Origin of the sequence: Pseudomonas sp. 06C 126, from assembly GCF_001855215.1 — a bacterium.
Classification (GTDB): Bacteria; Pseudomonadota; Gammaproteobacteria; order Pseudomonadales; family Pseudomonadaceae; genus Aquipseudomonas; species Aquipseudomonas proteolytica.
On sequence record NZ_MIFU01000001.1, the window covers coordinates 310,596 to 331,086 of the forward strand.

The 20,491-nt window shown below is 60.8% G+C and carries 21 protein-coding genes and 1 pseudogene; 13 read left to right on the plus strand and 9 right to left on the minus strand.

What is annotated here, in order from left to right; translation table 11 throughout:
- Positions 1-37: 37 nt before the first annotated feature.
- A complete protein-coding gene (locus BHC62_RS01490; RefSeq protein WP_070994050.1) occupies positions 38-1,180 on the minus strand; it encodes an MFS transporter in 1,143 nt (380 codons plus the stop codon).
- 183 nt (positions 1,181-1,363) lie between these two features.
- Positions 1,364-2,857: an aldehyde dehydrogenase gene (locus BHC62_RS01495; RefSeq protein ID WP_029289792.1), complete on the minus strand. Its 1,494-nt coding sequence runs from the start codon at positions 2,855-2,857 to the stop codon at positions 1,364-1,366.
- Positions 2,858-3,085: 228 nt separating this feature from the next.
- On the opposite strand from BHC62_RS01495, the gene BHC62_RS01500 reads away from it, so the two are divergent.
- A complete protein-coding gene (locus BHC62_RS01500) occupies positions 3,086-3,448 on the plus strand; it encodes a cupin domain-containing protein (RefSeq protein WP_070994051.1) in 363 nt (120 codons plus the stop codon).
- Positions 3,449-3,528: 80 nt separating this feature from the next.
- On the opposite strand, the gene rpmG is transcribed toward BHC62_RS01500, so the two are convergent.
- Positions 3,529-3,684, minus strand: coding sequence for a 50S ribosomal protein L33 (gene rpmG / locus BHC62_RS01505; RefSeq protein WP_003176906.1), 156 nt, complete (start codon positions 3,682-3,684; stop codon positions 3,529-3,531).
- Between the two features lie 11 nt (positions 3,685-3,695).
- Positions 3,696-3,929, minus strand: coding sequence for a 50S ribosomal protein L28 (gene rpmB, locus BHC62_RS01510; protein ID WP_007920377.1), 234 nt, complete (start codon positions 3,927-3,929; stop codon positions 3,696-3,698).
- A 458-nt stretch (positions 3,930-4,387) separates the two neighbouring features.
- Between rpmB and BHC62_RS01515 the strand changes: the two genes are divergently transcribed.
- The gene (locus tag BHC62_RS01515; RefSeq protein ID WP_070994052.1) at positions 4,388-5,980 is read left to right on the plus strand and encodes an ABC transporter substrate-binding protein; all 1,593 of its coding nucleotides are present in this window, start codon (positions 4,388-4,390) and stop codon (positions 5,978-5,980) included.
- Positions 5,981-6,027: 47 nt separating this feature from the next.
- Here the strand turns inward: BHC62_RS01515 and radC are convergent, their stop codons facing one another.
- Positions 6,028-6,702, minus strand: a complete 675-nt coding sequence (gene radC, locus BHC62_RS01520) for a DNA repair protein RadC (protein WP_029289803.1) — start codon at positions 6,700-6,702, stop codon at positions 6,028-6,030.
- Between the two features lie 131 nt (positions 6,703-6,833).
- On the opposite strand from radC, the gene coaBC reads away from it, so the two are divergent.
- The 4 genes and pseudogenes from coaBC to argB all read left to right on the plus strand — a co-directional run bounded on the left by coaBC (position 6,834) and on the right by argB (position 10,985).
- A complete protein-coding gene (coaBC, locus tag BHC62_RS01525) occupies positions 6,834-8,042 on the plus strand; it encodes a bifunctional phosphopantothenoylcysteine decarboxylase/phosphopantothenate--cysteine ligase CoaBC (protein ID WP_029289805.1) in 1,209 nt (402 codons plus the stop codon).
- 5 nt (positions 8,043-8,047) lie between these two features.
- Positions 8,048-8,503 (plus strand): dUTP diphosphatase, encoded by a 456-nt coding sequence (gene dut / locus BHC62_RS01530; RefSeq protein WP_029289808.1) that lies wholly within the window; start codon positions 8,048-8,050, stop codon positions 8,501-8,503.
- Positions 8,504-8,651: 148 nt separating this feature from the next.
- Positions 8,652-10,058, plus strand: a pseudogene (locus BHC62_RS01535) (phosphomannomutase/phosphoglucomutase); the annotation flags it as partial.
- A 21-nt stretch (positions 10,059-10,079) separates the two neighbouring features.
- Positions 10,080-10,985, plus strand: coding sequence for an acetylglutamate kinase (argB, locus tag BHC62_RS01540; protein ID WP_029289812.1), 906 nt, complete (start codon positions 10,080-10,082; stop codon positions 10,983-10,985).
- Positions 10,986-11,186: 201 nt separating this feature from the next.
- On the opposite strand, the gene pyrE is transcribed toward argB, so the two are convergent.
- A complete protein-coding gene (gene pyrE, locus BHC62_RS01545; protein WP_070994053.1) occupies positions 11,187-11,831 on the minus strand; it encodes an orotate phosphoribosyltransferase in 645 nt (214 codons plus the stop codon).
- A gap of 82 nt (positions 11,832-11,913) precedes the next feature.
- Here pyrE and BHC62_RS01550 point away from each other — a divergent pair, with 82 nt between their 5' ends.
- On the plus strand, positions 11,914-12,693 hold the full coding sequence (locus BHC62_RS01550; RefSeq protein ID WP_029289816.1) for an exodeoxyribonuclease III: 780 nt from the start codon (positions 11,914-11,916) through the stop codon (positions 12,691-12,693).
- A gap of 58 nt (positions 12,694-12,751) precedes the next feature.
- Here the strand turns inward: BHC62_RS01550 and BHC62_RS01555 are convergent, their stop codons facing one another.
- The gene (locus BHC62_RS01555) at positions 12,752-13,120 is read right to left on the minus strand and encodes a DUF4870 domain-containing protein (protein WP_029289818.1); all 369 of its coding nucleotides are present in this window, start codon (positions 13,118-13,120) and stop codon (positions 12,752-12,754) included.
- A 23-nt stretch (positions 13,121-13,143) separates the two neighbouring features.
- Positions 13,144-13,866: a ribonuclease PH gene (gene rph / locus BHC62_RS01560; RefSeq protein ID WP_029289820.1), complete on the minus strand. Its 723-nt coding sequence runs from the start codon at positions 13,864-13,866 to the stop codon at positions 13,144-13,146.
- Between the two features lie 233 nt (positions 13,867-14,099).
- Here rph and BHC62_RS01565 point away from each other — a divergent pair, with 233 nt between their 5' ends.
- The 6 genes from BHC62_RS01565 to BHC62_RS01590 all read left to right on the plus strand — a co-directional run bounded on the left by BHC62_RS01565 (position 14,100) and on the right by BHC62_RS01590 (position 19,409).
- Positions 14,100-14,963 (plus strand): YicC/YloC family endoribonuclease, encoded by an 864-nt coding sequence (locus tag BHC62_RS01565; protein WP_029289822.1) that lies wholly within the window; start codon positions 14,100-14,102, stop codon positions 14,961-14,963.
- A gap of 10 nt (positions 14,964-14,973) precedes the next feature.
- Positions 14,974-15,594, plus strand: a complete 621-nt coding sequence (gene gmk / locus BHC62_RS01570; protein WP_070994054.1) for a guanylate kinase — start codon at positions 14,974-14,976, stop codon at positions 15,592-15,594.
- Positions 15,595-15,761: 167 nt separating this feature from the next.
- Positions 15,762-16,025 (plus strand): DNA-directed RNA polymerase subunit omega, encoded by a 264-nt coding sequence (gene rpoZ, locus BHC62_RS01575; protein WP_003176920.1) that lies wholly within the window; start codon positions 15,762-15,764, stop codon positions 16,023-16,025.
- 60 nt (positions 16,026-16,085) lie between these two features.
- A complete protein-coding gene (spoT, locus tag BHC62_RS01580) occupies positions 16,086-18,191 on the plus strand; it encodes a bifunctional GTP diphosphokinase/guanosine-3',5'-bis pyrophosphate 3'-pyrophosphohydrolase (protein ID WP_070994055.1) in 2,106 nt (701 codons plus the stop codon).
- 38 nt (positions 18,192-18,229) lie between these two features.
- Positions 18,230-18,610, plus strand: coding sequence for a RidA family protein (locus BHC62_RS01585; protein WP_025130815.1), 381 nt, complete (start codon positions 18,230-18,232; stop codon positions 18,608-18,610).
- Between the two features lie 55 nt (positions 18,611-18,665).
- Positions 18,666-19,409, plus strand: a complete 744-nt coding sequence (locus tag BHC62_RS01590; RefSeq protein ID WP_070994056.1) for a hypothetical protein — start codon at positions 18,666-18,668, stop codon at positions 19,407-19,409.
- Between the two features lie 99 nt (positions 19,410-19,508).
- On the opposite strand, the gene BHC62_RS01595 is transcribed toward BHC62_RS01590, so the two are convergent.
- Positions 19,509-20,360 (minus strand): NAD-dependent epimerase/dehydratase family protein, encoded by an 852-nt coding sequence (locus tag BHC62_RS01595; RefSeq protein WP_029289834.1) that lies wholly within the window; start codon positions 20,358-20,360, stop codon positions 19,509-19,511.
- Between the last annotated feature and the right edge of the window lie 131 nt (positions 20,361-20,491).

A 20,491-nucleotide genomic window follows, 5' to 3' on the forward strand; every position in this document is an offset into this window, starting at 1 on the left:
GCAAGCCAGCTCCCACAGTTTTGATCGCATTTCCAGGTCAGGCTGGTTGCTCGAGGCCAAACGCGCCTTGGCGCAACAACAGAATCACCAATCCCAAGGCACCCGCGGCCATCAACAACGGCAACGCATGCCCGCTGATCCACTGGCTGCCAGCCCCCGCCACCAGCGGCCCGATCAGGCAACCAATCCCCCACAACTGGGCAATATGGGCATTGGCTCGCACCAGCGCATCGTCACGGTAGCGCTCGCCGATCAGAATCAACGACAAGGTGAACAAGCCCCCCGCACTGGCACCGAACAGGACCCAGATCGGCCAGATCAGCCAGGTATCCAGCAACGGCGCAATGGCCAGGCTCGACAGCAGCAACAGCACCGCACAGCCGAGAAACAGGGTGCGCCTGGGCAGGTAGTCGGCCAGCGCACCAATCGGCAATTGCAGCAGGGCATCGCCTACTACCACGGTGCTGACCATCGCCAACGCCACTTCCGCAGTGAAGCCCTGTTGCAGGCAATACACCGGCAACAGCGTCAGAATCATCGCCTCGAACGCGGCAAACAATGCCACCGCCCAGGCGATCGCCGGCAAGCCCCGGCAAAATCCCCATAAGTCGCCAAAGGTCACGCTGAAGGCCTCTGCCGTCGGCGCCCCGCTACGCCCCAGCAGCAGGAAGGGCGCAACGATCAACAGACCGACGCCAACCCAGAAGCCATAGTCATGATCGGTGCCCAGTACGCCGAGCAACAACGGCCCCGACAGCTGGCTCAAGGCGTAGGTACAGCCATACAGCGCCACCAGCCGGCCACGCCACTGCTCCACCACCAGTTGGTTGATCCAGCTTTCGCCGAGGATAAACACAATGGTCAGGATCACCCCTATCATCAACCGCAGCACCAGCCACACCGGATAGCTGGGCAATACCGCCAGCAACCCGATGGAAACCGCCCCGGCCCACAGGCACAGGCGCATCAGATTTGCCGTGCCCAGCCAGGAAGCCAGGCGGCTCGACACCTTGGCGCCCAACAACACACCGAACGCTGGCATCGCCGCCATGATGCCGATAGCAAAGTTGCCGTAGCCCCAGCTTTCCAAGCGCAGAGACACCAGCGGCATGCTGACGCCCAGGGCAAGGCCGACGCTGAGTACTGAAGCCAGGACGGCAAAGTAAGTCGCCCAACGCATTGCCACGCTCCTGTGGATAACTCATTTGTGGACGGTAAAACGAACTGTAGGAGCGAGCTTGTGTGGGAGCCGGGCTTGCCCGCGATGCTGGCACCTCGGTACATCAGTTGCACCGAGGTGATGCTGTCGCAGGCAAGCCAGCTCCCATACAAGCTCGCTCCTACAGGGGATCAGCGGGGTTGCTTACAGCTTGATCCAGGTTGCCTTCAGTTCGGTGTACTTGTCGAACGCGTGCAGCGACTTGTCGCGACCGTTGCCCGACTGCTTGAACCCGCCGAACGGCGCGGTCATGTCGCCGCCATCGTACTGGTTGACCCACACGCTACCGGCGCGCAGCGCTTTGGCGGTCAGGTGCGCCTTGGAGATATCCGAGGTCCATACCGCAGCGGCCAAGCCATAAGGCGTGTCGTTGGCGATGGCTACGGCTTCTTCAGCGCTGTCGAAGGTGATCACCGACAGGACCGGGCCAAAGATCTCTTCCTGGGCAATCTTCATGGCGTTGGTCACACCGTCGAAAATCGTCGGCTCGACGTAAGTGCCGCCGGTTTCCTGCAGGGTGCGCTTGCCACCGGCCACCAGTTTGGCGCCATCGGCGTGCCCGGCTTCGATGTACGACAGCACGGTGTTCATCTGCTGGGTATCCACCAGCGCACCGACGTTGGTGGCCGGGTCCAGCGGGTTGCCCGGCTTCCAGCCCTTGAGGGCCTCGATCACCATCGGCAGGAATTTGTCCTTGATCGAACGCTCCACCAGCAGGCGCGAGCCGGCGGTGCAGACTTCGCCCTGGTTGAAGGCGATGGCGCCAGCGGCGGATTCGGCAGCGGCTTGCAGGTCCGGGGCATCGGCAAACACGATGTTCGGGCTCTTGCCGCCGGCTTCCAGCCAGACGCGCTTCATGTTCGACTCGCCGGAGTAGATCATCAGTTGCTTGGCGATCTTGGTAGAACCGGTGAACACCAGAGTGTCGACGTCCATATGCAGCGCCAACGCCTTGCCCACGGTGTGGCCGTAGCCCGGCAGCACGTTGAGCACGCCTTTGGGGATACCGGCTTCAACGGCCAGGGCGGCGATGCGGATGGCGGTCAGCGGCGACTTTTCCGACGGCTTGAGGACGACCGAGTTACCGGTGGACAGCGCTGGCCCCAGTTTCCAGCAGGCCATCATCAGCGGGAAGTTCCACGGCACGATGGCCGCCACTACGCCGACGGGCTCGCGGGTCACCAGGCCCAGTTGGTCATGGGGGGTGGCGGCGACTTCGTCGTAAATCTTGTCGATAGCCTCGCCGCTCCAGCTCAGGGCTTGCGCCGCACCTGGAATGTCGATGCCCAGGGAATCACCGATTGGCTTGCCCATGTCCAAGGTTTCAAGCAGGGCCAGCTCTTCGGCATTGGCCTTGAGCAGCGCGGCGAAACGGATCATGGTGGCTTTACGCTTGGCCGGGGCCAGGCGTGACCAGGCACCCGAGTTGAAGGTGGCGCGGGCGTTTTCCACGGCGCGCTGGGCGTCGGCGACGTCACAGCTGGCAACCGTGGTCAGCAGGCGGCCGTCAACCGGGCTGAGACATTCGAACGTGTCGCCGGAAACGGCGGCGGTGTATTCGCCATTGATATACGCGCGGCCTTCGATCTTCAGGTCCTTGGCGCGTTGTTCCCAGTCGGCACGGGTCAGGGTGGTCATGCGAGTGTCCTCCTCTTATTAAATATAAGGGCCCGGCGTAATCACCAGTTCCCTTCCAAATGCTTGCCCGGCCAGCCAGCTATTCGGTCCGAGGCACCCGCCACCCTAAACCAGCCGCCGGGGATGTTTCAATATATTTGACATAACGGCCGCAAACGCCCTTGCGATGTTCATTTTAATAAACATAGACTTTGGCTCTCCAACCCCAGGCCTAGACGGGATACGTGCATGAACATTCAGGATGTCGTCGATTTCAGCCAGGCGAACACCGCCGCCGAACGCTACCGCCCCGCCACCGAAAAAATCCTCAAGGGCGACCCCGAGCAGACGCTCTTCAACCACTACAACAGCCCGTGCGGCCAGATGAACGCCGGGGTGTGGGAGGGTGAAGTCGGGCAATGGACGGTGAACTACACCGAACACGAATATTGCGAGATCGTGCAGGGGGTTTCGGTACTTCGCGATGGCGACGGCAACGCCAAGACCTTGCGCGCCGGTGATCGCTTCGTCATCCCGGCCGGCTTCAGGGGCACCTGGGAAGTGCTGGAGCCGTGCCGCAAGATCTACGTGGTGTTCGAAAAAAAGGCCTGATCGGTCGATCGCGACTTTTCAAAGACGAAAAAAAACCCGCATCGTGAGATGCGGGTTTTTTTCACAAGAAAGAAAACCAATTACTTGATTTTGCCTTCTTTGTAGATCACGTGCTTGCGAACGCGCGGGTCGAACATTTTCTTTTCGAGCTTGTCCGGGGTAGTACGCTTGTTCTTGTCGGTAGTGTAGAAGTGACCAGTACCGGCGCTAGAGATCATTCGAATCAATTCACGCATGATATAGCTCCTTAGATTTTGCCGTCGCGGCGCAGTTCAGCGAGCACGACAGTGATGCCACGCTTGTCGATGATGCGCATGCCTTTGGCAGATACGCGCAGACGGACAAAACGTTTCTCTTCTTCAACCCAGAAGCGGTGATGCTGCAGGTTTGGCAGGAAACGACGACGGGTTTTGTTGTTTGCGTGGGAAATGTTATTCCCAGTCACCGGACCCTTACCGGTAACTTGACAGACTCTCGACATGCCTCAGCCCTCTAAAACCACATGCCCAACCCGGCATGGGTTGGCCGCTTAATCTCTCAGTCATTTGGCGCCAGGCGCCGCGTTTCTTTAAGGGTCTTACCGGCTACACCTACAGTGAAGGAACCGGGCCCCTAGAAAAGAGCGCTGCTTTATACCAGAAAGACCCCAGTGCAACAACAGCCGGTGTGTTTTTCCCGCTGTAAATCTCGCCCGAACAGGCCTCAAGCGCTGCCAGGGTGGGGCGCCGTGCTGCAGAACCGCTCGTCGCACCGAATGATTTGTCGCCGCTGCTTGCAGGCCAAGGCCCTGGGCAAAATGACCTGAAGCGCCATCAAAACAGTATTTGCCGTAAATGCACAGGCAAAAATGGGCTAGTCATTTATGAATGAGCCCACTACGGTAGGACTTTTCCAGACTGCACTCGCAGATGGGCCTCCGATCTGCAAAGGAAACCGACCATGCGTCTCGCTGCCCTACCCTTATTGCTCGCCCCGCTCTTCCTCGCCCCACTGGCCCAGGCAGCCTCTACGCTGAGCGTCTGCACCGAGGCCAGCCCCGAAGGGTTTGACGTGGTGCAATACAACTCGTTGACCACCACCAACGCCTCGGCGGATGTGCTGATGAACCGCCTGGTGGACTTCGATGCCGCGAGCGGCAAGCTGGTACCGAGCCTGGCCGACAGCTGGGAAGTCTCGCCGGACGGCCTGACCTATACCTTTAAATTGCACCCGGACGTCAAATTCCACCGCACTGCGTATTTCAACCCAAGCCGCAGCCTCACGGCTGAAGATGTGCGTTTCAGCTTCGAGCGCATGCTCGACCCGGCCAACCCCTGGCACAAGATCGCCCAGAGCGGCTTCCCCCACGCCCAGTCGCTGCAACTGCCAGCGCTGATCAAGAAGATCGACGCCCTTGACCCGCTGACCGTGCGTTTTACCCTGGATCACGCCGATTCCACCTTCCTCGCCGCGCTGAGCATGGGCTTTGCCTCGATCTACCCCGCCGAATACGCCGACAAGCTGCTCAAGGCCGGTACCCCGGAAAAGCTCAATAGCCAACCCATCGGCACCGGGCCGTTCGTGTTCGGGCGCTTCCAGAAAGATGCGGCCATCCGCTACAAGGCCAACCCGGATTATTTTGCCGGCAAGCCGGCTGTGGATAACTTGATCTTTGCTATCACCACGGACGCCAATGTGCGCCTGCAGAAACTGCGCCGGGACGAATGTCAGATCGCCTTGTCACCCAAGCCCCTGGATATCGGTGAAGCGCAAAAGGATCCTGCACTCAAGGTGGAAAAAACTGCTGCCTTCATGACGGCTTTCGTCGCCATCAATAGCCAGCACCCGCCACTGGACAAACCCGAAGTGCGCCAGGCAATCAACCTGGCCTTCGACAAGGCCAGCTACCTCAAGGCCGTGTTTGAAGGCACCGCCGAAGCTGCCAATGGGCCTTACCCGCCCAATACCTGGAGCTTTGCCAAGGAGTTGCCGGGTTATCCACAGGACATTGCCAAGGCCAAGGGGCTGCTGGACCGCGCCGGGCTCAAGGACGGTTTCAAGACCACTATCTGGACCCGGCCATCCGGCAGCCTGCTCAATCCCAACCCCAGCCTGGGCGCCCAGCTGTTGCAGGCAGACCTGGCCAAGATCGGCATCCAGGCAGAGATCCGCGTGATCGAATGGGGCGAGCTGATCCGCCGCGCCAAGGCCGGCGAGCACGATCTGTTGTTCATGGGCTGGGCCGGCGACAACGGCGACCCGGATAACTTCCTGACCCCGCAGTTTTCCTGCGCGGCGGTCAAATCCAGCACCAACTTCGCCCGTTACTGCGACCCGGCGCTGGACAAGCTGATCAGTGCCGGCAAGACCACCAACGAGCAAGGCGTGCGCAGCAAGCTCTACCAACAGGCGCAGGCGCAGATCCAGCAGCAGGCGCTGTGGTTGCCACTGGCCCATCCGACGGCCTTTGCCCTAACACGCAAGAATGTCGAGGGGTATCAGGTCAGCCCGTTTGGGCGCCAGGACTTCTCCAAAGTCAGCGTCACCCCCTGACCCTTCGTGTGTAGGAGCCGGCTTGCCGGCTCCTACAAGGGGTTGCGTTATATCCAGCCATATTCGGCCATCGACAGCGGATCACCGTCGCCGACGATAATGTGGTCGAGTACCCGCACATCCACCAGATCCAGGGCTTTTTGCAGCACTTTGGTCAATTTTCGATCAGCGATGCTCGGCTCGGCATTCCCAGAGGGGTGGTTGTGGCACAGGATCAACGCCGCAGCGTTGTAGTCCAGGGCGCGCTTGACCACTTGTCGTGGGTAAACCGTGGCGTTGTCGATGGAGCCCTGGAACAACGCTTCGAAGCCCAGCACCCGATGCCTTGAATCGAGAAACAGGCACCCAAAGATCTCATGGGGTTGATGGCGCAGCAGTGCCTTGAGGTAATCACGCACCGCCACCGGGCTTTCCAACACCGACTCATTACGCACATGCTCGGCCAGATGGCGCCGGCCCATTTCCAGCACCGCCTGCAGTTGGGCGAATTTAGCCGGCCCCAGCCCCAGATGCTGGATGAATAAGGCCTGCCGGGCCTCCAGCAATGCGCGCAGGCTGCCAAATTGCTCCAGCAGATGACGCGCCAGATCCACTGCACTTTTACCCGAGACGCCGGTGCGCAGGAATATCGCCAGCAACTCGGCATCCGAAAGACTCGCCGCGCCCAACTCCAAAAGCCTCTCCCGCGGACGCTCCGCTGCAGGCCAATTGCGAATACTCATGCCACCTCCCTGTGCATGTGCGCCGCTGTTGCATGGCGGACGCTGTGTTATCTTAGCCCCTCTTTTTTGCGCGCGATTTCTCCTGGGGAGGGGGGATCGCAACGCCATCACTGAACTGGAAAGGCAAACCAATGCAGCGTCTGTATCGGAAACGCATCGTTCTCGGCGTCGGCGGCGGCATTGCCGCCTACAAGAGCGCAGAGCTGGTTCGCAGGCTCCTGGACCAAGGCGCCGAAGTGCGCGTGGTCATGACCCGTGGCGGCAGTGAGTTCATTACCCCGCTGACCATGCAGGCGCTGTCCGGCCACCCGGTTCACCTGGACCTGCTGGACCCGGCGGCCGAAGCTGCCATGGGCCATATCGAGCTGGCCAAATGGGCCGACCTGGTGCTGATCGCACCCGCCACCGCCGACCTGATTGCGCGCCTCGCCCAAGGCATTGCCGACGACTTGCTGACCACGCTGGTACTGGCCACCGACGCCACTGTCGCCATCGCCCCGGCGATGAACCAGGCCATGTGGCGCGACCCCGCCACCCAGGCCAACACCCAATTGCTGCAAAGCCGTGGCCTCAAGGTCTTCGGCCCGGCCTCCGGCAGCCAGGCCTGTGGCGACGTCGGCCTGGGCCGCATGCTCGAAGCCACCGACCTGGCGCTGTGCGCCGCCGAGTGTTTCCAGCACCTGGCCCTGACCGGCAAGCACGTGCTGATCACCGCCGGCCCGACCCAGGAAAACATCGACCCGGTGCGCTACATCACCAACCATAGCTCAGGGAAAATGGGCTTTGCCCTGGCTGAAGCGGCGGTTGAGGCAGGCGCACGCGTGACCCTGATCACCGGCCCGGTGCACCTGCCGACCCCGGATCGGGTCACCCGCATCGACGTAGTCAGCGCCCGTGACATGCTTGCGGCCTGTGAGGCGGCGATTCCCTGCGATGTGTTTATCGCCTCGGCAGCGGTCGCAGACTACCGACCGGAAGTAGTTGCGCCGCAAAAACTCAAGAAAGACCCTACAAGCGGCGACGGCCTGCTCCTGCAAATGGTCCGCAACCCGGATATTTTGGCCACCATCGCCACCCGCGCGGATCGTCCGTTCAGCGTCGGTTTCGCCGCCGAAACCGAAAACCTGCTGGACTACGCCGCACGCAAACTGAAAGACAAAAACCTCGACCTGATCGTTGCCAATGATGTCGCCAACCCGAGCATCGGTTTCAACAGCGAGGAAAACGCCTGCAGCGTGATCGACCGCGAACTGCACGCGACCCTTTTCGCCCAGACCAGCAAGGGCAAGATTGCCCGCCAACTGATCTCTTTTATCGCCCAACGGCTGAACCAGGTTTAATTTCCATGCACGCTTTGCAAGCCAAGATCCTCGACCCCCGCATCGGCAGCGAATTCCCACTGCCGGCCTACGCCACACCGGGCTCCGCCGGCCTGGACCTGCGCGCCATGCTCAAGCAGGACACCGTGCTTGAGCCGGGCCAGACCCTGCTGATCCCCACCGGCCTGTCGATCTACGTCGGCGATCCCGGCCTGGCCGCGCTGATCCTGCCGCGCTCGGGCCTGGGCCACAAACACGGGATCGTCCTGGGCAATCTCGTTGGCCTGATCGACTCCGATTACCAGGGCGAATTGATGGTCTCGTGCTGGAACCGTGGCCAGACCGCCTTCAATATCGCCGTTGGCGAACGTATCGCCCAACTGGTGCTGGTACCGGTGGTGCAGGCGCATTTCGAACTGGTGACCGAGTTCGACGAAACCCAGCGTGGCGCAGGCGGTTTCGGGCATTCCGGCAGCCACTGACTACGCTCAGGCATGCCGGGCTCCGCGCCCGGCATGCCCAGATGGCATTTTCGCACCACGAACTCTAGGCCAAAAACGCCGTCTTACCCTTCAGTTTGAGCCTGCCGGTCGCCATATTCAGGCCTGTCCGCCCCGTATCGATGGAGTTTCCCCAGTGATGAGCAACGCAGCCCCAGTCGCACCGACGTTTCCCGACAGTATTTTCCGCGCCTACGACATCCGTGGCGTCGTCCCGAAAACCCTGACCGCCGAAACCGCCTACTGGATCGGCCGCGCCATCGGCTCCCAAAGCCTGGCCCAGGGCGAACCCAACGTCTCGGTAGGCCGTGATGGCCGCCTGTCCGGCCCCGAGCTGGTGGAACGCCTGATCCAGGGCCTGGCCGACAGCGGCTGCCATGTCAGCGACGTCGGCCTGGTGCCGACGCCGGCGCTGTACTACGCCGCCAACGTGCTGGCCGGCAAGTCGGGCGTCATGCTCACCGGCAGCCACAACCCGTCGGACTACAACGGCTTCAAGATCGTGATCGCTGGCGACACCCTGGCCAACGAACAGATCCAGGCCCTGCACACGCGCCTGAAAACCAATGACCTGACCAGCGGCAAAGGCAGCATCACCAAGGTCGATATCCTCCAGCGCTATTCCGACGAAATCACCCGGGACGTCAAGCTTGAGCGTCGCCTGAAGGTCGTGGTGGACTGCGGCAACGGCGCGGCCGGCGTGATCGCCCCGCAATTGCTCGAAGCCCTGAACTGCGAAGTGATCCCGCTGTTCTGCGACGTCGACGGCCACTTCCCCAACCATCACCCGGACCCGGGCAAGCCTGAAAACCTGGTGGACCTGATCGCCAAGGTCGAAGAAGTGGGCGCCGATGTCGGCCTGGCCTTCGATGGCGATGGCGACCGCGTGGGCGTGGTGACCAACACCGGCAGCATCGTGTTCCCCGATCGCCTGCTGATGCTGTTCGCCCGCGACGTGGTGGCGCGCAACCCAGGCGCCGAGATTATTTTCGACGTGAAGTGCACCCGTCGCCTCACACCGCTGATCAAGGAATACGGTGGCCGCCCACTGATGTGGAAGACCGGTCACTCGCTGATCAAAAAGAAAATGAAGGAAACCGGCGCCCTGCTGGCGGGCGAAATGAGCGGCCATGTGTTCTTCAAGGAGCGCTGGTTCGGTTTCGACGACGGCATCTACAGTGCCGCACGTCTGCTGGAGATCCTCAGCAAGGAGAAATCCAGCGCCGAGGATCTGTTCGAGACCTTCCCGAACGATATTTCTACGCCGGAAATCAATATCCATGTGACCGAAGAGAGCAAATTCAGCATCATTGACGCACTGCACGATGCGCAATGGGGTGAAGGCGCCAACCTGACCACCATTGATGGTGTGCGAGTCGATTATGCCGAAGGCTGGGGCCTGGTTCGCGCGTCCAACACCACACCGGTGCTGGTCCTGCGTTTCGAGGCGGATACCGAGGCCGAGTTGCAGCGCATCAAGGACGTGTTCCACGCCCAGTTGAAACGTGTTGCCCCTGATCTCCAACTACCGTTCTGATTATTTGCCCCGGAGCCCTGAATGACCCTCGAACGCGAAGCCGCCGCCAACACCGCCAAGGTCCTTTCCGAAGCGCTGCCTTACATTCGACGCTACGTCGGCAAGACGCTGGTGATCAAGTACGGCGGCAATGCCATGGAAAGCGACGAGCTGAAAACCGGCTTTGCCCGCGACATCGTGCTGATGAAAGCCGTCGGGATCAACCCGGTGGTGGTCCACGGCGGCGGCCCGCAGATCGGTGACCTGCTCAAGCGCTTGTCCATCGAGAGTCACTTCATCGACGGTATGCGCGTCACCGATGCGCAGACCATGGACGTGGTGGAGATGGTCCTTGGCGGCCAGGTTAACAAAGACATCGTCAACCTGATCAACCGTCATGGCGGCAGCGCCATCGGCCTGACCGGCAAGGACGCCGAGCTGATCCGGGCGAAGAAACTCACCGTGACCCGCAAGACCCCGGAGATGACCCAGCCGGAAATCATCGACATTGGCCAGGTAGGCGAAGTGATCGGCATCAACACCGACTTGCTGAACCTGCTGGTCAAGGGTGACTTCATTCCGGTGATCGCGCCGATCGGCGTGGGTGCCAATGGTGAGTCCTACAACATCAACGCCGACCTGGTCGCCGGTAAAGTAGCCGAGGCCCTGAAGGCCGAGAAGCTGATGCTGCTGACCAACATTGCCGGCCTGATGGACAAGGAAGGCAAGGTCCTGACCGGCCTGACCACCCAGCAGGTCGACGATTTGATCGCCGACGGCACCATCTACGGCGGCATGCTGCCGAAGATCCGCTGCGCACTGGAAGCCGTGCAAGGTGGCGTAGGCAGCTCGCTGATCATCGATGGCCGGGTGCCGAACGCGGTGTTGCTGGAAATCTTCACTGATACCGGCATGGGCACGCTGATCAGCAATCGCAAGCGTCCCTGACCGCTGAAACAAAAAGCCCCCGTTCAACCTGGTTGAACGGGGGCTTTTTTATGTGCGCCGACCTGCAGCCTTGTGGAGATCCCCTGTAGGAGCGGGCTTGCCCGCGATGAGGGCTTGTCAGTCAACATCAGTGTTGAATGTACTACCGCTATCGCGAGCAAGCTCGCTCCTACACGAGCTCATCAGCTACAAGGGGTTGTGTCAGACGCCAAACTGCTCGCGGTACGCCCGTACAGCCGGCAGGTGTTGCTTGAGCTGTGGGTCGTCTTCGAGGAACTGCAATACCTGGTTCAGCGAGACAATGCTCACCACCGGGATTGCGAAGTCACGCTCCACTTCCTGGATCGCCGACAACTCACCGTTGCCACGCTCCTGGCGGTTCAGCGCGATCAACACGCCAGCGGCCTTGGCGCCATCCTGGGATGCAATGATCTGCATCACTTCGCGGATCGCGGTGCCGGCGGTGATCACGTCGTCGATGATCAGCACATCACCGGTCAACGGAGCGCCGACCAGGCTGCCGCCTTCGCCGTGGGCCTTGGCTTCCTTGCGGTTGAAGCACCATGGCAGATCCCGGTCGTGATGTTCAGCCAGGGCCACCGCGGTGGCCGCAGCCAACGGAATGCCTTTGTAGGCCGGGCCAAACAGCACGTCGAAGGAAATGCCGCTTTCAACGATGGCGGCAGCGTAGAAACGCCCCAGCTGCGCCAGGGCAGAACCCGAGTTGAACAGGCCGGCATTGAAGAAGTATGGGCTGGTGCGCCCGGACTTGAGGGTGAACTCACCGAAGCGCAAAACCCCGCGATCGATGGCAAAACGAATGAAATCGCGTTGATACGCCTGCATGAAAAAAGCCTCAGATACCACGGATTTAGCTAAATAGGTAGACGGCGTGTATCATACACGCACGCGATTTTTGGGGCCATTTATGCGGATCATCAGTGTGAACGTTAATGGTATTCAGGCTGCAGTCGAGCGTGGTTTGCTCAGTTGGCTGCAAGCCCAGAATGCCGACGTCATCTGCCTGCAGGACACGCGCGCCTCCGCCTTTGAACTGGACGACCCAGCCTTCCAACTGGATGGCTACTTCCTTTATGCCTGTGATGCCGAAGTCCCTGCCCAAGGTGGCGTGGCTCTGTATTCACGGTTGCAACCCAAGGCGGTCATCAGCGGCCTCGGCTTCGAGACAGCCGATCGCTACGGGCGCTACCTGCAAGCCGATTTCGACAAAGTCAGTATTGCTACCTTGCTGCTCCCTTCGGGGATGAACGGCGATGAAGACTTGAACCAGAAGTTCAAGCTAATGGACGATTTCGCCCGTTATCTGGATAAACAGCGACGCAAACGCCGCGAGTACATTTATTGTGGCTCGCTGTACGTGGCGCAACAGAAGCTGGATATCAAGAACTGGCGCGACAGCCAGCAATCCCCGGGCTTCCTGGCGCCGGAACGGGCCTGGATGGACGAGATTGTCGGCAACATGGGCTATGTAGATGCCCTGCGTGAAGTCAGCCGTGAAGGTGACCAGTACAGCTGGTGGCCGGACAACGAACAGGCCGAGATGCTCAACCTGGGCTGGCGTTTTGACTACCAACTGCTGACCCCCGGCCTGCGCCGGTTTGTCCGCAGCGCACGCCTGCCGCGTCAACCGCGCTTCTCGCAACACGCGCCGTTGATCGTGGATTACGACTGGACCTTGACCATCTGAGGTCATGTTCCAGGTACAAAAAAACCGACATCGCTGTCGGTTTTTTTGTGGGCGATCATTATTTGATCAATCGCCATGTGCACGGGTAACGGTAGGCAATGCCTTTATTGGCCTTGATGCCCCCAATGATGGTCAGCACCAACGCGGCAATCACCAGCACCGCCATCATCAGGAAACCAATGATCACAAAACCCAGGACAAAGCAGACCAGCCAGGCAATGGCCACGGTCAGCTGGAAGTTCAGCGCTTCCTTGCCCTGATCATCGATCAGCGGATCCATGTCCTTCTTCACCTGCCACAGGATCAAAGGCCCCAGCACACTGCCGAAGGGGAACACCAGGCCAAGGAACGCCGCGAAGTGACAGAGCATGGCCCACTGGCGCACTTCCTTGGTCTGGGCTGGCACAGGAAGCTGGTTGTCACTCATGGCGTTGCTCCTTGAGGCGGGTTTCAGTCAGCCAGTGCGGCGGTCTGTAGTTCGAAGATTTCGCTCATGCCTTTCTGGGCCAGGGCCAGCATGGCGTTCAGGTCTGCTGGCTGGAACGGCGCGCCTTCGGCGGTGCCCTGCACTTCGATGAACCCACCGGTGCTGGTCATGACCACGTTCAGGTCGGTCTCGGCCGCCGAATCTTCCAGGTAGTCCAGGTCCAGCACAGGCTCGCCCTGGTACATGCCCACCGATACAGCTGCAATCATCTGCTTGAGCGGGTCGCCGCCTTTCAGGCCGCCGCGCTTCTTGATCACTTTCAGCGCATCGACCAGCGCGACCATGGCGCCAGTGATGGACGCGGTGCGGGTGCCGCCGTCGGCCTGGATCACATCGCAGTCGACGTACAGGGTGACGTCGCCCAGCTTGGACATGTCCAGCGCAGCGCGCAGGGAACGGCCGATCAGGCGCTGGATCTCCAGGGTGCGACCGCCCTGCTTGCCACGGCTGGCTTCACGCTGGTTACGCTCGCCGGTGGCGCGCGGCAACATGCCGTATTCGGCGGTCAACCAACCCTGGCCCTGGCCCTTGAGGAAACGCGGCACGCCGTTTTCAACGCTGACGGTGCAGATGACCTTGGTATCGCCGAACTCGACCAGTACAGATCCCTCGGCGTGTTTGGTGTAGTTGCGGGTGATGCGGATCGAGCGGAGCTGATCGGCAGCGCGACCACTTGGACGTTTCATAGGGGATACCTGTACTGAGGACGAAAAACTGCCGAGCATTATAGAGCCGCAGGCCGCTTCGCGGCACTGCTAATAAATTCGGTTACCAAAGGGCGGCCCTGGGCACCCTTTGTCACAGCCAGCATTTGGGGGCGCTTGCCCCGTTGCGCTACAATCCTGCGCCTTCGCAGCCAGTCGGCTTCAATCTACCTACCAGCCCGCCCGTTTGCGGGACTGTATCGCGAGGTACCTCCATGGTGCATAGCATGACCGCCTTCGCCCGCGTCGAAAAAGCCGGCGCCCAAGGCACCCTGAGCTGGGAGTTGCGCTCGGTCAACAGCCGCTACCTGGAGCCGCACCTGCGCCTGCCCGAGTCCTTTCGCGACCTTGAAGGCGTCGTGCGCGAAGCCCTGCGCGCGGGCATCTCACGCGGCAAGCTGGAATGCACCCTGCGCTTTACCGAGGAAACCACCGGCAAGCCACTGCAGGTTGATCGCGAGCGCGCTGCACAGTTGGTCGCTGCCGCTGAAACGATTGCCAGCCTGATCAAGCAGCCGGCGGCACTGAACCCCCTGGAAGTCCTGGCCTGGCCCGGCGTACTGGTGGCTGACGCCACTGACCCGCAGGCACTGAACGCCGAGGCCCTGGCCCTGTTCAACCAGGGCCTCAAGGAGCTAAAGGCCGGCCGTGAGCGCGAAGGCGCCGAACTGGCCCGCCTGATCAATGAGCGCCTGACTGCCATCGAAGAAGACGTCGTGACCCTGCGCGAGCTGGTGCCACAAATGCTGGCCACCCAGCGCCAGAAAGTCCTCGACCGCTTCACCGACATGAAGGCCGACCTCGATCCGGTACGCCTGGAACAGGAAATGGTCCTGCTCGCACAAAAAAGCGACGTCGCCGAAGAACTCGACCGCCTGAGCACCCACATCCTGGAGGTGCGTCGCGTACTCAAGTCGGCCGGTGCCGCTGGTCGGCGCCTGGACTTCCTGATGCAGGAACTCAACCGCGAAGCCAATACACTGGGCTCCAAAGCCTTCGACCCGCGCAGCACCCAGGCTGCGGTCAACCTCAAAGTGTTGATCGAGCAAATGCGCGAACAAGTACAGAATATTGAGTAAGGCAACTCCCATGACCCACAGCACCGGCACCCTGTACATCATTTCCGCCCCCTCGGGCGCGGGCAAAAGCAGCCTGGTCAAGGCCCTGACCGACACCAACCCGGAGATCCGCGTATCGGTCTCCCACACCACCCGCGCCATGCGCCCCGGTGAGGTGAACGGTGTGAACTATCACTTCGTCGAGCGCAGCGAGTTCGTGAAGATGATCGAGCACGGTGACTTCCTGGAGCGCGCCGAAGTGTTCGGCAACCTCTATGGCACCTCCCAGAGCCACCTGCAGCAGACCCTGGACGAAGGCCACGACCTGATCCTGGAAATCGACTGGCAAGGCGCCGAACAGGTCCGCCAATTGATGCCCAAGGCGCGTTCGATCTTTATCCTGCCGCCTTCACTGGAAGCCTTGCACCAGCGCCTGAACAATCGCGGCCAGGACAGCGAAGAGGTCATCGCCGGGCGCATGCGCGAAGCTGTCAGCGAAATGAGCCACTATGTGGACTACGACTACCTGATCATCAACGACGATTTTGCCCACGCCCTGGACGACCTGAAGGCGATTTTCCGCGCCAATCAGCTCCAGCAAAAACGCCAGCAGCAGCGTTTTGGCAAATTGTTGGCCGAACTGCTCGGTTGAATGGCTTTTCCCAAAACCGCTGCAAGGGCCTTACATTGGCACTTGTAGCGTGTTTGCCGGGGCCTGCGCAAAATCAGCGCTTCCCTAAACGCTGGTGATTTTTTAAACTGTTGAGTCCGCTCGCCCAACCGGGCAGCGCGCATCTTGCATTCGCTCCGAGGAATACCATGGCCCGCGTAACCGTTGAAGACTGCCTAGAACACGTGGATAACCGCTTTGAGCTGGTCATGCTCTCTACCAAGCGTGCCCGTCAATTGGCCACTGGCGGCAAAGAGCCCCTGGTCCAGTGGGAAAACGACAAGCCTACCGTTGTAGCCCTGCGTGAAATCGCTGAAGGCCTGATGAGCTACGAGTTCATCGCCAACGCCGAAATCGTTGAAGACGAACCGCTGTTTGCAGCGTTCGAGGACGAGTCCAACGAGGCCGTCTAAGCCTATGCCTGGTCGACGTAGCACGGCGCGGGGTCACAGCCTTCGGCAGGAGTTAACACTTTGCCGAGTATAGACGCCCTCGCCGATCGCTTATCGACCTACCTCGGCACCGACCAGGTCAACCTGGTCCGCCGAGCGTACTTCTACGCCGAACAAGCCCACGACGGCCAGCGCCGCCGTAGCGGCGAGGCGTACGTCACCCATCCTCTTGCGGTGGCCAATATTCTTGCCGACATGCACATGGACCATCAAAGCCTGATGGCCGCGATGCTGCATGACGTGATCGAAGACACCGGTATTGCCAAGGAAGCGCTCAGCGCACAATTTGGCGAAACCGTGGCCGACCTGGTCGACGGGGTCAGCAAGCTGACCCAGATGAACTTCGAGACCAAGGCCGAGGCCCAGGCGGAAAACTTCCAGAAGATGGCCATGGCCATGGCCCGGGATATCCGGGTAATCCTGGTCAAGCTGGCCGACCGGCTGCACAACATGCGCACGCTGGAAGTGCTATCCGGTGAAAAACGCCGGCGCATCGCCAAGGAAACCCTGGAAATCTACGCGCCCATCGCCAACCGGCTGGGCATGCATGCCATTCGTATCGAGTTCGAAGACCTCGGCTTCAAGGCCATGCACCCGATGCGTTCGGCGCGCATCTACCAGGCGGTCAAGCGCGCCCGGGGCAATCGCAAGGAAATCGTCAACAAGATCGAAGAGTCCCTGAGCCATTGCCTGGCAATCGACGAGATTGAAGGCGAAGTCAGCGGGCGGCAAAAGCATATCTACGGCATCTACAAGAAGATGCGCGGCAAGCGCCGGGCCTTCAACGAGATCATGGACGTGTATGCGTTCCGGATCATCGTCGACAAGGTCGATACCTGTTACCGCGTGTTGGGCGCTGTACATAATTTGTACAAACCCCTTCCGGGGCGCTTCAAGGACTACATCGCCATCCCCAAGGCAAACGGCTATCAGTCGCTGCACACCACGCTGTTTGGCATGCATGGGGTGCCGATCGAGATCCAGATCCGCACCCGGGAAATGGAAGAGATGGCCAATAACGGCATCGCCGCCCATTGGCTGTACAAATCCACCGGCGACGAGCAGCCCAAAGGCACCCATGCCCGCGCCCGCCAGTGGGTCAAGGGCGTGCTGGAAATGCAGCAACGTGCCGGCAACTCGCTGGAATTCATCGAAAGCGTGAAGATCGACCTGTTCCCGGACGAGGTCTACGTGTTCACGCCCAAAGGCCGGATCATGGAGCTGCCCAAGGGCTCCACGGCGGTCGACTTTGCCTACGCGGTACACACCGACGTCGGCAACAGCTGCATCGCGTGCCGGATCAATCGTCGCCTGGCCCCGCTGTCGGAACCGTTGCAAAGCGGCTCCACCGTGGAGATCGTCAGCGCGCCGGGGGCCAGGCCGAATCCGGCGTGGCTCAACTTCGTGGTCACCGGCAAGGCGCGCACCCACATCCGCCACGCGCTGAAGCTGCAACGCCGGTCCGAGTCCATCAGCCTGGGTGAACGCCTGCTGAACAAGGTACTCAACGGCTTTGACAGCTCCCTGGAGAAAATCCCCGCCGACCGCGTGCAGGCGATCCTCCACGAGTACCGCCAGGAAACCATCGAAGACCTGCTCGAAGATATCGGCCTGGGCAACCGCATGGCCTATGTCGTCGCCCGTCGCCTGTTGGGCGAAGGCGAGCAGTTGCCAAGCCCCGAAGGCCCGCTGGCCATTCGCGGCACCGAAGGCCTGGTCCTCAGCTACGCCAAGTGCTGCACGCCGATCCCGGGCGACCCGATTGTCGGGCACCTGTCCGCCGGCAAAGGCATGGTGGTGCACCTGGATAACTGCCGCAATATCAGCGAAATCCGCCACAACCCGGAAAAATGCATCCAGCTGTCATGGGCCAAGGATGTGACCGGCGAATTCAACGTCGAGCTGCGAGTGGAGCTGGAGCACCAGCGCGGGCTGATCGCCTTGCTGGCCAGCAGTGTCAACGCGGCCGACGGCAATATCGAAAAAATCAGCATGGACGAACGCGATGGTCGCATCAGCGTGGTCCAACTGGTGGTCAGCGTGCACGACCGTGTGCACCTGGCCCGTGTGATCAAGAAACTGCGTGCCCTGACCGGGGTTATCCGCATCACTCGCATGCGCGCATAACGCCTCCCCTATAGCCCGGACATTACAAGGAGTCATTCATGACCAAGACTGTTATCACCAGCGACAAGGCACCTGCCGCCATCGGTACTTACTCCCAAGCGATCAAGGCGGGCAACACCGTCTACATGTCCGGCCAGATCCCACTGGACCCAAAGACCATGGAGCTGGTTGAAGGCTTCGAAGCCCAGACCGTACAAGTCTTCGAAAACCTCAAGTCGGTAGCCGAAGCAGCGGGCGGTTCGTTCAAGGACATCGTCAAGTTGAACATCTTCCTCACCGACCTGAGCCACTTCGCCAAGGTCAACGAGATCATGGGCAAGTACTTCGAACAACCCTACCCAGCCCGCGCCGCCATTGGCGTTGCCGCCCTGCCAAAGGGTTCGCAGGTTGAGATGGACGCGATTCTGGTCATCGAGTAATACATTCGGCGCAACCCCAGGGGTTGCGCCGACTTCGTTTTAAAAGGATTTCGTAATGCGCAAAGCGCTCGTTGCCTCCACGCTGCTCACCCTGTTCCTTGGCGGCTGCGCCAGCAATCCTGCCGCCCGGGATGTGAGCGGCACCTGGATCAACCAGGTCGCCATCGATGCGGCGTCCAAGGGCGGCCCTTTGCGTGAAGCCCTGCAGGCCTATGGTCCGAACCTCGAATGGGAGGTCAATACCCGGGCCAACCAAGCGCGCTACTTCAACGGTTTTGAACGCCCTGAAGGCACGTTGGAGGGCGAGAAGGCCGGCACCTGGAATGTCGACTTCTACGGTAGCTCAACCACCGAGCTCAAGCGTGATGGCAAGCAGTTGCTGCAAGTGGCCAACGACAATGAGCCCGAACAGCTCTTTGACCGACCCAAGGACCCTGCTCCCGAAGGCGCGCCCCTGGGTGCCAACTTCGAACGGGCGCTGTATTCGGCCTATATGGGCGGCAGCTGGAAAATCACCAGCGGCAATGGCGTCGGCGCGACAGTGCAGTTCCAGGCCAACGGCCAAGTCACTGGCCTGCCCGGCGTAGACCAATACTCACTGTGCCTGGCCGGCGATTGCGCCTCCATGAGCGGTGGCTACGACAGCATCTGGCTGCAACAAAGCGGCCAGGGCAACCCGTGGATCTTCAGCCGCAATGACAAGCAACTGGAGATTTTCCAGGCGATCAATACGTCCCAGGCCGACGAAGTACCTTCGTTCACCCCGGGGCCACGCCAGTGGTTGCTGGATAAACAGTAAAGTCACTGCAGGCACCTCGGTGTGTCAGTGACACCAAGGTGATGCTATCGCAGCGATGCGGCGACCCGACGAGCCAGCTCCCACTCAAGCCGGTAGTGCTCAGCCTTTGAGGATGGCCGCGTAGCCTTCGCGGTAACTCGGATAGGTGGGCGACCAGCCCAGTGCCTTAGCCCGCGCATTACTGCACTGCTTGCTGCCCGCGCGGCGCACGCTGGCGTCTTCGGCCCATTCGGTCACCCCAAGGTAGCCACGCAGCCAGTCCACGACTTCGGCCAGCGGTGCGGGCGCGTTGTCGACACCGATATAGACCTTCTCCAACGCCCCGCCCTGCTCTACATGCAGCAGCAGATAAGCCAGCAGGCCTGCCGCGTCATCGACATGTATGCGGTTGCCATATAAAGGCGGCTCGACCGCCACGCGATAGCCTTGGCGCACCTGGCTCAACAACCACTCACGCCCAGGCCCGTAGATCCCGGTCAAGCGCACAGTCGTAGCCGGGATACCGCTGTCGAACGCCACTTGCTCGGCTTCCAACATCACCTGCCCGGAATAGCCGACGGCCTGGGTGGGCGAGGTTTCATCGACCCATTCACCGTTTTGCTGGCCGTAGACACTGCTGCTGGAGACGAAAACAAGGTGCTTGGGCTCCTGGCCATAGTCGCCCAGCCACTCCAGCACATGCTGCAGGCCCTGGACATAAGCCTTGCGGTAGCCCGCCTCGTCGTGATCGGTTGCAGCGGCGCAGTACACCAGGTAATCCACGCCGCCGATCGGCCACGTGTCGGGACACTCTTTATTGAACAGGTCGCCGGCGATGCCGATCACCCCTTCCGGCAAGCGCGCGACATTGCGCCGCAGGCCATGAACCTCCCATCCCGCGGCCAGCAATTGACTCGCCAGCCGACTACCTACATCACCACAACCGGCAATCACCACAGAAGGCGCAGACATCACAAAACTCCGTTCTCAAAGGTCTAGATTAGCCCTCACAGGTGACCAGCGGCCAGAAATAGCACAAATAAAGTTACTGTATTACTTCTGTTAACAAGAATTACTTGCAATAATAACCGCCCATTTGTCCT